This is a genomic window from Microcella alkalica, from assembly GCF_014137945.1.
Classification (GTDB): Bacteria; Actinomycetota; Actinomycetes; order Actinomycetales; family Microbacteriaceae; genus Microcella; species Microcella alkalica.
The window spans coordinates 702139-716677 of sequence record NZ_JACGWX010000001.1 but is presented as its reverse complement, the minus strand read 5'-3'; the positions used below and the strand labels follow the sequence as shown (position 1 = coordinate 716677).

At 70.0% G+C, this 14539-nt stretch carries 9 protein-coding genes and 1 tRNA gene; 3 read left to right on the top strand and 7 right to left on the bottom strand.

The window, feature by feature from the left end:
* Positions 1–2: 2 nt before the first annotated feature.
* A complete protein-coding gene (gene polA, locus FHX53_RS03435) occupies positions 3–2666 on the bottom strand; it encodes a DNA polymerase I (RefSeq protein WP_182489920.1) in 2664 nt (887 codons plus the stop codon).
* Between the two features lie 54 nt (positions 2667–2720).
* On the opposite strand from polA, the gene FHX53_RS03430 reads away from it, so the two are divergent.
* Positions 2721–3146 carry a hotdog fold thioesterase gene (locus FHX53_RS03430; protein ID WP_182489919.1) on the top strand — a complete coding sequence of 142 codons (426 nt, stop codon included), beginning with the start codon at positions 2721–2723 and terminating at the stop codon, positions 3144–3146.
* Positions 3147–3190: 44 nt separating this feature from the next.
* On the opposite strand, the gene FHX53_RS03425 is transcribed toward FHX53_RS03430, so the two are convergent.
* Positions 3191–3826: a response regulator gene (locus FHX53_RS03425; RefSeq protein WP_182489918.1), complete on the bottom strand. Its 636-nt coding sequence runs from the start codon at positions 3824–3826 to the stop codon at positions 3191–3193.
* Between the two features lie 46 nt (positions 3827–3872).
* Between FHX53_RS03425 and FHX53_RS03420 the strand changes: the two genes are divergently transcribed.
* Positions 3873–3955: transfer RNA gene (locus FHX53_RS03420), tRNA-Leu, on the top strand.
* Between the two features lie 130 nt (positions 3956–4085).
* A complete protein-coding gene (locus FHX53_RS03415) occupies positions 4086–4907 on the top strand; it encodes a hypothetical protein (RefSeq protein WP_182489917.1) in 822 nt (273 codons plus the stop codon).
* An 87-nt stretch (positions 4908–4994) separates the two neighbouring features.
* Here the strand turns inward: FHX53_RS03415 and pyk are convergent, their stop codons facing one another.
* From pyk to trpA, 5 genes are all read right to left on the bottom strand, one after another.
* Complete coding sequence (pyk, locus tag FHX53_RS03410) at positions 4995–6452, bottom strand: pyruvate kinase (RefSeq protein WP_182489916.1); 1458 nt, start codon at positions 6450–6452, stop codon at positions 4995–4997.
* A gap of 60 nt (positions 6453–6512) precedes the next feature.
* Positions 6513–7970: a glutamate synthase small subunit gene (locus FHX53_RS03405; protein ID WP_182489915.1), complete on the bottom strand. Its 1458-nt coding sequence runs from the start codon at positions 7968–7970 to the stop codon at positions 6513–6515.
* Positions 7963–12546: a glutamate synthase large subunit gene (gene gltB, locus FHX53_RS03400; protein ID WP_182489914.1), complete on the bottom strand. Its 4584-nt coding sequence runs from the start codon at positions 12544–12546 to the stop codon at positions 7963–7965. Before gltB ends, FHX53_RS03405 begins: the two co-directional genes overlap by 8 nt.
* A 115-nt stretch (positions 12547–12661) precedes the next feature.
* Positions 12662–13681, bottom strand: coding sequence for a prolipoprotein diacylglyceryl transferase (gene lgt / locus FHX53_RS03395; RefSeq protein ID WP_425488296.1), 1020 nt, complete (start codon positions 13679–13681; stop codon positions 12662–12664).
* Between the two features lie 78 nt (positions 13682–13759).
* Positions 13760–14539 (bottom strand): tryptophan synthase subunit alpha, encoded by a 780-nt coding sequence (gene trpA, locus FHX53_RS03390; RefSeq protein WP_182490128.1) that lies wholly within the window; start codon positions 14537–14539, stop codon positions 13760–13762.

Sequence of the window (14539 nt, the reverse complement as noted above, 5' to 3'; positions counted from 1 at the left end):
GCCTAATGGGCCGCGGCGTCCCAGTTCGGGCCCGTTCCCACCTGCACGTCGAGCGGCACGGCGAGCTCGGCCGCCGAGCCCATGCGCGAGCGCACGAGCGTCTCGAGGGCCTCCCGCTCGCCGGGCGCGACCTCGAACACGAGCTCGTCGTGCACCTGCAGAAGCATCCTCGAGCCGAGGCCCTGCTCGCGCAGGTCGGCGTCGACGCCGATCATCGCGATCTTCATGATGTCGGCCGCTGTGCCCTGGATGGGCGCGTTGAGCGCCGCGCGCTCCGCGTTCTCGCGCAGCACCCGATTGGGCGAGTTGAGATCGGCGAAGGGGCGCCGGCGGCCGAGGATCGTCTCGGTATAGCCGTCCTCCTTCGCCTGCACGACGACCGAGCGCAGATAGTCGCGCACGGCACCGAAGCGCGCGAAGTAGTCGGTCATGAGCTGCTTCGCCTCGGCGCTCGAGATGCGCAGCTGCTTGGAGAGCCCGAAGGCGCTCAGCCCGTAGGCGAGGCCGTAGCTCATCGCCTTGACCTTCGTGCGCATCTCGGCGGTGACCTCCTCGGGGGGCACGCCGAAGATCCGGGAGCCGACGAAGCGGTGGAGGTCCTCCCCCGTCGTGAACGCCTCGATGAGCCCCGGGTCGCCCGAGAGGTGAGCCATGATGCGCATCTCGATCTGCGAGTAGTCGGCGGTCAGCAGCCCCTCGTACCCCTCGCCCGCGACGAACGCCGCACGGATGCGATGCCCCGCCTCGGTGCGCACGGGGATGTTCTGTAGGTTCGGGTCGGTCGAGGAGATGCGACCGGTCGTCGTGCCCGTCTGGTCGTAAGTCGTGTGGATGCGGCCGTCCGCGGCCGTCGCCCGCTCGAGCGTCTCGACCATCTGCCGCAGCTTCGTCGCATCGCGGTGCTGGAGGAGGAGGCCGAGGAAGGGGTGGGGATGCGCCTCCTGCAGATCGGCGAGAGCGGCGGCGTCGGTCGAGTACCCGGTCTTCGTCGCTCGGGTCTTCGGCATGCCCAGCTCGTCGAACAGCACCTGCTGCAGCTGCTTCGGAGAGCCGAGGTTCACCTCGCGGCCGATCTCGGCGTAGGCCCTCACGGCGAGGCCCGCCGCGGTCTCGCCCAGCTCGGCGTTGAGCGCCGTGAGCCCGGCGCGGTCGACCGCGATGCCGGCGCGCTCCATCGCGGCGATGACGGGCGTCACCGGGAGCTCGATGGTCGTGAGCACCCTCGCGCTCGACGGCGCGAGCCGCTCGCGCTGCGCCGCCACGATGCGGGCGAGATACCAGGCGCCCGTCGCGGGCGAGAGCGCCGCGGTGTCGGGGACGAGCTGGTTCGGGTCGGGCTCGGGCAGGCTCTCGCCGAGGATGCTCCCGACGAGCTCCCCGAGGGACTGGGTGCTCGACCCCGGACGCTCGAGCCACGCCGCGAGGGAGGCATCCCACGCGATGCCCGAGAGCGTGAGGTCCTGGGTGGCGAGGATGCTCGTGGCGCGCTTGCCGTCGACGACGAGCTTCGGGTCGTCCGAGGCCAGCCATGCCTCGAGCGCGGTGTAGTCGGGGCGACCGGCCGCCCAGTTCACGTGCACCGTGTCGGCGCCGGCGGCGAGACCGAACCCGTCGAGCGAGCCGAGCGGAGCATCCACCACCAGGGCGATCGGATCGCCCGTCGCGACGGCGGCGCGCAGCCACGCGGCGAGCTCTTCGTCGACGAGCGTGCGGACGGCGGGAGCGTCGGCCGCGGCGGACCGGGCCGCGCCCTCGCCGCTCATGTCGGCGCCCTCGGCGGCCGCGATCTTCAGCACGCGCTCGGTGAGCGCGCGGAACTGCAGGCGCTCGAAGACCCGCTTGACCGCTGCGACGTCCATGGGGCCGCGCTCCAGATCGTCGGGCCCGACCGGCAGCTCCACATCGGTCACGAGGTGGTTGAGCCGCCGATTGCGCTCGACGCGATCGCGCTGCTCGCGCAGATTGTTGCCGACCACTCCCCCGATCTCATCGGCGTGCGCGAGGAGGTTATCGAGCGAGCCGTACTGGGTGAGCCACTTCACGGCGGTCTTCTCGCCGACCTTGTCGACGCCGGACAGATTGTCGCTCGTCTCGCCGACGAGCGCCGCGATCTCGGGATACTGCCCGGGGTCGACCCCGTACCTCTCGCGCACCGCGTCCGCGTCGTATCGCTTGAGCTCGCTGACGCCGCGAGCGTTCGGGTAGAGCAGCGTGACCCGGTCGTTCACGAGCTGGATGGTGTCGCGATCGCCGGAGACGACGAGCACGTCGTAGCCCTTCGACGCGCCCTGCGCTGCGAGCGTCGCGAGGATGTCGTCGGCCTCGAAGTCCTCTTTCGTGATCGTCGTGACGTTCATGGCGGCCAGGGCCTCCTGGAGGAGCGGCACCTGGCCGACGAACTCCGGAGGCGTCTCGGCGCGCGTGCCCTTGTACTCGGCGTAATCGCGGGTGCGGAAGGAGTAGCGGGAGATATCGAAGGCGACGGCGACGTGCGTCGGCTTCTCCTTCGCGAGGAGCCCCAGGAACATCGAGATGAAGCCGTGGATGGCGTTTGTGTGCTGGCCGTCGTGGGTGACGAAGCTGTCGATCGGCAGCGCGTAGAAGGCGCGGAACGCGAGCGAATGGCCGTCGACGATGAGGAGGGTAGGCTTTCCGGAGTCCGTCACGGGGCCAGCCTAACGGGGCGCTCCGACACCTCAGGGAAGGGGAGAAGGCCCGCGATGCCGCAGATTCCCGCCGATCTCGACCCCGAGCTCCACGAGCGGCTCGTCGCATCCGGCGGCGGCGCACTGACGCGCAAGATGGGCATCGAGTTCCTCGAGCTCGGTGCCGAGCGATCGGTGGCGCGGATGCCCGTCGACGGCAACACGCAAGTCATCGGCCTTCTCCACGGAGGGGCCCACGTCGTCCTCGGCGAGAGCCTCGGCTCGATCTCGTCGGCGATCCACGCCGGGCCGGGACGCTACGCGGTCGGCATTGAGATCAACGCGACGCACTCGCGGTCGACGACTGCGGGCTGGGTGACCGGCACCTGCACCGCGCTGTCTCTCGGTCGTACGCTCGCGACGCACGAGATCGTCATCCGCGACGAGGAGGGGCGCCGCCTCTCCACCGTGCGCATGACGAACATGCTGCGCGACCGCTGACCGCGGGCCGAGCGATGGCGGCTGCCGACGGCGTGAGCCGCTGACTACTCGGGGGCGGGGGCCTTCTTCGCGGCGTCCTTCTTCGGCGAGAGCTGCTCGATGACGGCCTGCGCGACCGCGTGCATCGTCGTGCGACGATCCATCGACGCCTTCTGGATCCAGCGGAACGCCTCGGGCTCGGTGAGGCCCATGCGCTCGTTGAGCAGGCCCTTGGCGCGGTCGACGAGCTTACGGGTCTCGAAGCGCTCGACGAGGTCGGCGACCTCGGCCTCGAGCGTGAGGATCTGCTGATACCGGCTGAGAGCGATCTCGATCGCGGGCAGCAGGTCGTTGGGGGTGAACGGCTTCACGACGTAGGCCAGTGCGCCGGCCTCGCTCGCCTGCTCGACGAGCTCCTTCTGCGAGAACGCAGTCAGCAGGACGACGGGGGCGATGTGGTTCTCGCTCAGGCGCTTGGCGGCCTCGATGCCGTCCATCTGCGGCATGCGGATGTCCATGACGACGAGGTCGGGGCGCAGCTCGGTGGCGAGCGCGACGGCGGTCTCGCCGTCGCCGGCCTCGCCGACCACGTCGTACCCGTTGTCGCGGAGGATCTCCACGATGTCCATGCGGATCAGCGACTCATCCTCGGCGACGACGACACGACGGGGGGCGACGGTGCTCTGTTCCTGGTCACTCACGGAAACGAGCCTACGGTATGGTCGAGCCGTCGGGCCCTGGGCCCGCGCCGGCTTGGCGGAATGGCAGACGCGGCGCACTCAAAATGCGTTGTCCGAGAGGACGTGTGGGTTCGAGCCCCACAGCCGGTACGGCCCCTTCTCGCCGCGTGTCTCCGCGGCTGATGGTAGTCCGGATGCGATCCGATGGGACGCTGGGAAATCAACCCCGGTGCGCCATGACATCGGATGCTCTTGAGTGGACTGGAGAAGGAGGTCCACCATGACGTCATCCAACGACCGGGACCGCATCGACGGCCCCCGCCAGAACGACCACGACGGCCCCCGCATCGACCGAGACCACGACGGACGCGACGACCGAACCGAGGTTCTCCACCGCAACGCCGACGGACGCGACGACCATGGTCGCATCGACCGCGACCACGACGGCGTCGATGACCGGCGCCAGGCGGCCGTGGTCTCCGACACCGGCCGACACGGCGACCCCGACCACGTCGAGGACCCGCGACTCGTTCAGCGCGAGATGATCGCGCGCGAGAAGGAGGAGTTCGGCGGGATCAAGTGGGGCTCGGCCTTCTTCGGCTGGCTCGCCGCCGTCGGCACCGGCGTTCTCCTCACCGCGCTCGTGGCTGGCACCGGCACCGCGCTCGGCCTCGCGACCGACACGACGGCTGAGGAGGCGGTGGAGGGCGCCACACAGGGCGCGGACACCGTCGGCATCATCGGCGCCGTGCTGCTCGCGCTCGTGATCTTCATCGCCTACTACGCCGGAGGCTACGTCGCAGGGCGCATGGCGCGACTCGACGGGGCCAAGCAGGGACTCGCCGTCTGGCTGTGGGCTCTCGTGATCGCTATCGTCGTGGCGATCATCGGCGCCATCGGGGGCTCGGAGTTCAACGTCCTCGCCAACCTCAACGGGTTCCCCCGCCTGCCCATCGGTGAGGGCGAGCTCACGACGATCGGCATCGTCACGGCCGTCGTCGTCGCGCTCGTCAGCCTCGGCGGAGCGATCCTCGGCGGGCTTGCCGGCATGCGGTTCCACCGTCGCGTGGACCGCGCGGGCCTCGGCATCACCCGCCGCTAGCCGCGCGGCCGCATCAGCGGCCCGGAACGACGATCGGGGTGCGACCAGCAGGTCGCACCCCGATCGTCGTTCGCGGACGGACCGGGATCAGTCGGCGTGGTCGCCGCTCTCCCAGACCGGAGCCTTGGCGTGGATGGCGTCCCCCACCGTGTGCACGCGGATGTCGTTGGTCGAGCCGGGGATCCCGGGAGGGGAACCGGAGATCACGACGACCTTGTCGCCGATCTCGGCGAGACCCGCGTCGAGCAGCGCGACATCGACCTGGTGATACATCGCGTCGGTGTGGGTCACGCGGTCGACGAGGAACGACTGGATGCCCCACGTGAGCGACATGCGGCGCTGGATGGCGGCGTCGGGCGTGAACGCCTTCATCGGGATTCGGAACCGCAGGCGCGACATGCGGCGTGCTGAGTCGCCCGACTCGGTGAACACGCACACGTACTTCGCGTCGACGAAGTCGGCGACCTCGGCCGCCGCGAGCGTGATCGCGCCTCCCTGCGTGCGGGGCTTCGTGCCGAGGGGCGGGATGCGTTCGAGGCCGTGCTCCTCGGTCGACTCGACGATTCGCGCCATGGTGGAGACGGTGATGACGGGGAACTCCCCCACGCTCGTCTCGCCCGAGAGCATGACGGCGTCGGCGCCGTCGAGGACGGCGTTCGCGACGTCGGAGGTCTCGGCGCGCGTCGGGATGGGGCTCGAGATCATCGACTCGAGCATCTGCGTCGCCACGATGACGGGCTTGGCCATGCGGCGCGCGAGCTCGACGGCGCGCTTCTGCACGATCGGCACGGCCTCGAGCGGCAGCTCGACGCCGAGGTCGCCGCGGGCGACCATGATGCCGTCGAACGCGTCGACGATCTCCTCGAGAGCATCGACGGCCTGCGGCTTCTCGATCTTCGCGATGACGGGGATGGTGCGCCCCTCCTCGGCCATGATCTCGTGGACGCGCACGACGTCGGAGGCGTCGCGCACGAACGACAGGGCGATGTAGTCGGCGCCGAGCTTCAGGCCCCAGCGCAGGTCGTCCTCGTCCTTCTCCGCGAGCGCGGGCACGTTCACCGCGACGCCCGGGAGATTGATGCCCTTGTTGTTCGAGACGGGGCCCGCGACGACGACCTCGGTGCGCACGCGCACGCCGTCGGTGTCGAGCACGCGGACCTTGACCTTGCCGTCGTCGATGAGGAGGAAGTCGCCGGGGTTGACGTCAGCGGGCAGGCCCTTGAACGTCGTGCCGACGAGCTCCTTGGTGCCGAGCACGTCCTCGGTCGTGATGGTGAAGATGTCGCCCTCGGCGAGCTCGTGAGGGCCGTTCTCGAACTTGCCGAGACGGATCTTCGGGCCCTGCAGGTCGACGAGGATCGCGACGGGGCGGGCGGAGTCCTGGGCCGCCTGCCGGACGTTGCGGTAGACCTCCTCGTGCACGGCGTAGCTGCCGTGGCTGAGGTTCATGCGGGCTACGTCGACGCCCGCCTCGATGATGGATCGGATGTTCTCGTAGCTCGAGGTCGCCGGCCCGAGGGTCGCGACGATCTTTGCTCGTCTCATGACTTCCTTATTCGTGGGGTGGTGGTAGATGTGGTGCTGCCGCCCCGAAGGGCGGTCGTCTCAGACGGCCAGAGCGCGGTCGGTGGCCTTGACGGGTGCCGGCAGGTCGGTCTCGCCCTGCAGGAAGCGGTCGATCTCGGCGGCGACGGCGCGGCCCTCCGCGATCGCCCAGACGATGAGAGAGGCGCCGCGCCCGGCATCCCCCGCCACGAAGACGCCCGATTCGCTCGTCGTGTAGTCGGCGGCGCGCGCGACGGTGCCGCGCTCGTCGATGGGGAGAGCGAGCTGCTCGTCGAGCGTCGAGCGCTCGACGCCCGTGAAGCCGAGGGCGAGCAGGACGAGGTCGGCGGGGATCTCGCGCTCGGTGCCGGCCTTGGGGATGCGACGGCCGTCCACGTACTCGGTCTCGGCGACGCGCAGCGCGCGCACCTCGCCAGCGCCGTTGCTCAGGAACTCGACGGTCGACGCGAGGTACATGCGGTCGCCGCCCTCTTCGTGAGCGGTCTGCACCTCGAACAGCGTCGGCTGCATCGGCCACGGCTGATCGGCGGGACGCTCGGCGGGTGGCTGGACGCCGATCGCGAGGTTGGTGACCGAGAGCGCGCCCTGGCGGTGCGCGGTCCCGATGCAGTCGGCTCCCGTGTCGCCACCGCCGAGCACGACGACGTGCCGGCCCTCCGCCGTGATCGGCTCGGAGACGCGGTCGCCGGCCTGCACGCGGTTGGACTGCGCGAGGTACTCCATCGCGAAGTGCACGCCGAGCGCGTCGCGCCCGGGGATCGGGAGGTCGCGCGGCACGGGCGCGCCCGTGGCGATGACGACGGCGTCGTAGCGGGTGCGCAGGTCGCTCCAGCTGATGTCGCGCCCGATCTCGACGCCCGCACGGAATCGCGTGCCCTCGGCCTGCATCTGCGTCAGACGGGCATCGAGGTGACGCTTCTCCATCTTGAAATCGGGGATGCCGTACCGCAGCAGGCCGCCGATCCGGTCATCCTTCTCGAAGACGGCGACGGTGTGGCCGGCGCGCGTCAGCTGCTGCGCGGCCGCGAGCCCGGCGGGGCCGGAGCCGACCACGGCGACGGTCTTGCCCGTGAGGCGCTCAGGAGGAGCGGGCTGCACCCACCCGTTCTGCCAGGCCTGCTCGATGATTGAGGCCTCGACCTGCTTGATCGTGACGGGCGGCTGGTTGATGCCGAGCACGCACGAGGACTCGCACGGGGCGGGGCAGAGCTTGCCGGTGAACTCCGGGAAGTTGTTGGTCGCGTGCAGGCGCTCGATGGACTGCCGACCCTCGCCGCGCCACGTCAGGTCGTTCCACTCGGGGATGAGGTTGCCGAGCGGGCAGCCCTCGTGGCAGAACGGGATGCCGCAGTCCATGCACCGGCCGGCCTGGCGCTTGAGGACGGCGGAGTCGCCGGCCTCGTACACCTCCTTCCAGTCCATGAGGCGAATCGGGACGGGGCGGCGCGGCGGGAGCTCACGCTCGGGCACGTTCAGAAAACCGCGGGGGTCAGCCACCGGTCACCTCCAGGATGCGGCCCCACACGACGTCGCCGTCGGGGTCGAGGCCTTCGTCGAGCGCGGTCTGTCGCGTCGCGAGGACGGCGGCGTAGTCGCGCGGGAGAACCTTCACGAAGCGGTCGAGTGCGGCGTCGCCCTCGGCGAGGAGGCGCGCCGCGAGAGCCGACTCCGTCTCGTCGTGGTGGCGGCGCAGCAGCGCGGTCAGCTCGGCGCGGTCGTCGATGTCGAGCGGCGAGAGCGAGAGCTCTCCGCCCTCGAGGGCATCGCGATTGATGCGCTCGCGTCGCAGATCGTGCACGTAGGCGATACCTCCAGACATGCCGGCGCCGAGGTTGCGTCCGGTGGATCCGAGGATGACGGCGAGACCACCGGTCATGTACTCCAGCGCGTGGTCGCCCACGCCCTCGACGACGGCCGTCGCACCGGAGTTGCGGACGAGGAACCGCTCGCCGACGATGCCGCGGATGAACATCTCGCCGCTCGTCGCGCCATAGCCGATGACATTGCCGGCGATGACGTTCCGCTCGGCGTGGAAGACCGCGTCGCGCGCGGGGCGCACGATGACGCGCCCGCCCGAGAGCCCCTTGCCGACGTAGTCGTTGCTGTCGCCGTAGAGGCGCAGCGTGATTCCGCGCGGCATGAAGGCGCCGAGGCTCTGACCGGCCGAGCCGGAGAGCGTGACGTCGATCGTGTCGGGTGCGAGACCCATCTCGCCGTGCTTCATCGTGACGTGGTGGCCGAGCATGGTGCCGACCGCGCGCTCGGTGTTGCGGATCGGCAGGTCGATGCGGACGGGATGCCCGTGCTCGAGCGCGTCGGCGCTCAGGCGGATCAGCTCGTTGTCGAAGTGCTCGTCGAGCTCGTGGTCCTGCTCCTCGCGCTTGGTGCGCGGAGCGCTCTCGTCGAGCACGGGGCCGGTGAGGATCGGCGAGAGGTCGAGGCCGTCGGCCTTCCAGTGACGGATGGCGCGGTCGACGTCGAGGAGCTCGGTGTGCCCGACCGCCTCCTCGAGGCTGCGGAATCCGAGCGCCGCGAGGTACTCGCGGACCTCCTGGGCGAGGAACTCGAAGAAGGTGATCACGAACTCGGGGGTCCCCGTGAAGCGCTTGCGCAGCTCGGGGTTCTGCGTCGCGACGCCGACGGGGCACGTGTCGAGGTGGCACACGCGCATGAGGATGCAGCCGGAGACGACCATGGGGGCCGTCGCGAAGCCGAACTCCTCCGCACCCAGCAGCGTCGCGATGATGACGTCGCGGCCGGTCTTCATCTGGCCGTCGGCCTGCACGGTCACGCGCCCGCGCATGTTGTTGAGCATGAGCGTCTGCTGCGCCTCGGCGAGGCCGAGCTCCCACGGGGTGCCCGCGTGCTTGAGCGAGTTGAGCGGGCTCGCCCCGGTGCCGCCGTCGTGGCCGGAGATCAGGATCACGTCGGCCTTCGCCTTCGCGACGCCCGCCGCGACCGCGCCAATCCCCGACTGGCTGACGAGCTTCACGTGGATGCGCGCGCTCGGGTTGGAGCGCTTGAGATCGAAGATGAGCTGCTTGAGGTCTTCGATGGAGTAGATGTCGTGGTGCGGCGGCGGCGAGATGAGGCCGACCCCGGCCGTGCCGTGGCGCAGGCGCGCGATCCACGGATACACCTTGTTGGCGGGCAGCTGCCCGCCCTCGCCGGGCTTGGCTCCCTGCGCCATCTTGATCTGGATGTCGTCGGCGTGGCTCAGGTACAGGCTCGTGACGCCGAAGCGGCCCGAGGCGACCTGCTTGATCGCGCTGCGCTTCTCGGGGTCGAGGAGGCGCTCGGGGCTCTCCCCTCCCTCACCGGTGTTGCTGCGGCCGCCGATGCGGTTCATCGCCACCGCGAGCGTCTCGTGCATCTCCGGGCTGATCGCGCCCATGCTCATCGCGCCCGTCGTGAAGCGGGAGATGATCGATTCGACCGACTCGACCTCGTCGATCGGCACCGGGCGGCGGTCCTCCGTCTTCAGGCGGAAGAGGCCGCGCAGGGTCATGAGGTTCTCGGCCTGCTCGTCGACGGCGCGGGTGTAATCCCGGAAGATGTCGTACCGCTTCTCGCGCGTCGCGTGCTGCAGCCGGAAGACCGTCTCCGGGTTGAACAGGTGCGGAGGCCCTTCACGGCGCCACTGGTACTCGCCGCCCGTCTGCAGCCGCTCGTGCGGGTTGACGGGGGCGGATGCGGGGTACGCGAGGGCGTGTCGACGCGCGTTCTCCTCCGCGATCGTCTCGATCCCGACCCCGCCGAGCACGCTCGAGGTGCCGGTGAAGTAGCGGTCGACGAACTCCTGGCTGAGACCGACGGCCTCGAAGGCCTGAGCGCCGGCGTACGAGCCGACCGTCGAGATCCCCATCTTCGACATGATCTTCAGCACGCCCTTGCCGAGCGCCTTGATGACGTTGCGGACGGCCTTCTCCGGGGTGATCCCCGTGATCATGCCGCTGCGGACGAGGTTCTCGACGCTCTCCATCGCGAGGTACGGGTTGATCGCCGAGGCGCCGTAGCCGATGAGGACGGCGCAGTGGTGCACCTCGCGCACGTCGCCGGCCTCGACGATGAGGCCGACCTGCATGCGCTTCTCGGTGCGGATGAGGTGATGGTGCACCGCGGCGAGCATGAGCAGGGAGGGCACCGGCGCGAGATCGGCGGTCGAGTCGCGGTCGCTCAGGACGATGAACTCGGCGCCGTCGGCGATCGCCTCGTCGACCTCCTCGCACATCGCGGCGATGCGCTTCTCGAGAGCCTTCGGGCCCTTGTCTACGCGGTACAGGCCCTTGATCGTGGTCGTGAGCGAACTGCCGGGGCGCGAGTCGATGTGCTGGATCTTCGCGAGTTCGTCGTTGTCGATGATCGGGAAGTCGAGCACCACCTGGCGCGCGTGGCGCGCCGTCGCGCTGAGCAGGTTGCGCTCGGGCCCGAGCCCGAGACGCATCGAGGTGACGACCTCCTCGCGGATCGAGTCGAGGGGCGGGTTCGTGACCTGCGCGAACTGCTGCGTGAAGTAGTCGAAGATCAGACGGGGTCGCTCGGAGAGCACCGCGATCGGCGTGTCTGAGCCCATCGCGCCGAGCGGCTCGGCCCCCGCCTGGGCCATCGGCGTGAGGAGGACGCGCACCTCCTCCTCCGTGTAGCCGAACGTGCGCTGGCGGCGCACGATGGAGGCGGGCGTGTGCACGATGTGCTCGCGCTCGGGCAGGTCGCGCAGGTTGATGCGCTGGGCCTCGAGCCATTCCCCCCACGGCTCGGCGGCCGCGAGCTGGGCCTTGATCTCGTCGTCCTCGATCAGGCGGCCCTCGGCGGTGTCGACGAGGAACATCTTCCCGGGGCGGAGCCGCCCCTTGCGGACGATCCGGCTCGGCTCGATGTCGAGCACGCCAATCTCGGAGGCGAGAACCACGAGGCCGTCGTCGGTGACGAGGAAGCGCCCGGGGCGCAGGCCGTTGCGGTCGAGCGTGGCTCCGACGAGCGAGCCGTCGGTGAACACGAGGGCGGCCGGGCCGTCCCACGGCTCCATGAGCATGCCGTGGTACTCGTAGAAGTCGCGCAGAGCCGGGTCGATGTCGGTCTGGTTCTCCCAGGCCTCCGGCACCATCATCATGATCGCGTGCGGGAGGCTGCGGCCGCCGAGCGTCAGGAGCTCGACGACCTCATCGAAGGAGGCGGAGTCGCTCGCGCCCGGGGTCACGATGGGGAAGACGTCGCGGAGGTCGCCGAAGACCTCGCTCTCGAGCTGCGACTGGCGGGCGCGCATCCAGTTGCGGTTGCCCTGGACGGTGTTGATCTCGCCGTTGTGCGCGATCATCCGGAAGGGCTGCGCGAGCGGCCAGGAGGGGAAGGTGTTCGTCGAGTAGCGCGAGTGCACGAGCGCGAGCCTCGAGGTGAAGCGCTCGTCGCTCAGGTCGGGGTAGAACGGCTCGAGCTGCAGGGTCGTGACCATGCCCTTGTAGACGAGCGTCCGGCTCGACAGCGAGGGGAAGTACGAGCCGAGCTCGCGCTCGGCTCGCTTGCGCAGACGGAAGGTCTGCAGGTCGAGCTGCGCGCCGGAGAAGGGCTGACCGTCGGCCGTCGACCGTGTGGATCGCACGAAGAGCTGCTCGAACGCGGGCATCGCGGTTCGCGCGAGCGTGCCGATGTGCGAGGCGTCGATGGGCACCTCGCGCCAGCCGATGACCGCGAGACCCTCATGCTCGGCGATCTGCTCGATGCCCTGCTTCTCGCGAGCGCGCTCGGCGCCGTCGGTCGGCAGGAAGGCCGTGCCGACGGCGTAGCGGCCGACCGTGGGCAGCTCGAACGGCGCGACGGCGCGCAAGAAGGCGTCGGGGATCTGCGTGATGATCCCGGCGCCGTCTCCGGTGCCCGCGTCCGATCCGACCGCACCGCGGTGCTCGAGATTGCGCAGGGCGTCGAGCGCGGCCTCGATGATGTCGTGCCCTGCGGTTCCGCGCAGGGTCGCCACCATGGCGAGCCCGCAGGCATCGCGCTCGCGCTCGGGGTCGTAGAGGCCCTGGGCCTCGGGAACGCCGGAGAACCGCTGGTAAGGATGCTGCTGGGTGCGATCCATGGGGAACCGTCCTCACGTGGTGCTGGAGAGGGGGGACGTCGTCGGCCCGATGGAAGAGGTGCGCGCTGTCGCGCTGCGCGGCTGCAGGAGCCGAGGGTCGTGGGGGTGCGGGCTCCTACGACCGAGTGGTGGCTTCGCTTGTGGCGCGTGGCGATCCGGTGGTGGCGGAGACGAGCGCGGCGTCGTTGCCATCGTCGTCGTCGGTCTCTGTGTAGACGTCTTCGGAGTCTACCCCAGCCTCGTCCGTCCACTCGCGACCGGCGACGTAGGGGCCCGGTTCCGCGCCGGTGTGCCGTCGGCGCTGCACGAGCACGATCACGATGCCGACGAGCACTGCGAGCCAGGCCGCCCAGACGTTGACGCGGATGCCGAGGAAGAGCTCGCTCGGGTCGAGGCGGATCGACTCGAAGACGCTGCGACCGACGCCGTACCAGATGAGGTAGCCGCCGAGGAGCTTGCCCCACTGCACCCGGAGCCGGGCATCCAGCAGCAGCAGGAGGGCCACGCCCGCGAGGTTCCAGATGATCTCGTACAGGAAGGTCGGGTGGAAGAGCGTCGACTCGGGCAGGCCGATCGGGATGGCGTCGTTCGGGCGGTCGATCTCGAGGCCCCACGGCAGGTCGGTGGGAAGACCGAAGAGCTCCTGGTTGAACCAGTTTCCGAGGCGTCCGAATGCCTGCGCGAGCAGCAGACCGGGCGCGAGGGCGTCGGCGAAGGACCAGAACCGGATGCCCGTGACACGGCACCCGATCCAGACGCCGATCGCGCCGCCGATCAGGGCCCCGAAGATGGCCATTCCGCCCTCCCAGATGCGCAGCGTCGCCCAGAGATCGGCTCCCTCGAAGAAGTAGTCGTTCGGGTGCGTGAGCACGTGGTAGATCCGGCCGCCGAGGATGCCGAGCGGAACGGCGAAGAGCGCGATGTCGAGCGTGATCCAGGGCTCGGCGCCGCGGCGCGTCAGTCGGTGGTTCGTGAGCACGGTGGCGGCGACGATGCCCGCGAGGATGCACAGCGCGTACGCGTAGATGTTGACATCGAACGAGAACCAGGTGAGGCCCAGATCGCGCAGCCACTGGCCGAGGTTGAAGACCTGCCACTCGTCGCCGGGGCTGGGGATGCTCAGGGGGTGGATCACGGTGGGAGGACCTTTCCAGGGGGGAGGACGCGCATCAGCCTAGCGGCGGGCTCCGCGGGGGTTCGGCGACGGGAAGGGCTAATCCTTGCCGGTCGCGAGTTCCGCCGCGATCGCGGCGACGGCGGGCACGCCGCCCTCGGCGAGGCCCGACACGAGGCGGGAGCCGACGATCGCGCCGTCGGCGTAGGTGAGGACGTCGGCGACCTGCTCGGGAGTGGAGATGCCCACGCCGACGCACGCGCTCGTCGCCCCGGCCTCGCGCAGGCGCGCGATCACGCTGCGCGCGGCGGCGTCGACGTCGGCGCGCGCGCCGGTGATCCCCATCGTCGAGACCGCGTATACGAAACCGCGGCTGGACTCGACCGCCTGCCGCATGCGGGCGGGGCTCGAGGATGGTGCAGCGAGGAAGACGCGATCGAGTTCGTGGGCGTCGGATGCGGACATCCACTCGCCGGCCTCGTCGGGGATGAGGTCGGGCGTGATGAGGCCTGCTCCCCCGGCGTTCTCGAGGTCGGCGGCGAAGCGCTCGACTCCGTACTGGATGACGGGGTTCCAGTAGGTCATAACGAGCAGCGGAGCATTGACGCGGTCGCGGATCCGCTCGACCGCCTTGAAGCCCTGCTTGAGGGTGAAGCCGTTCTTGAGCGCGGTCTGCGTCGCGCGCTGGATCACGAGGCCGTCCATCACGGGGTCGCTGTACGGCAGGCCGAGCTCCACGATGTCGACGCCGTTCTCGACGAGGGCGACCGCCGCATCGATGCTCGTGTCGAGGTCGGGGAAGCCGACGGGGAGGTAACCGATGAGCGCGCCCGACCCGGCGTCGACTCGAGTGCGGATGGCGGTCTCGACGGGGCTCAT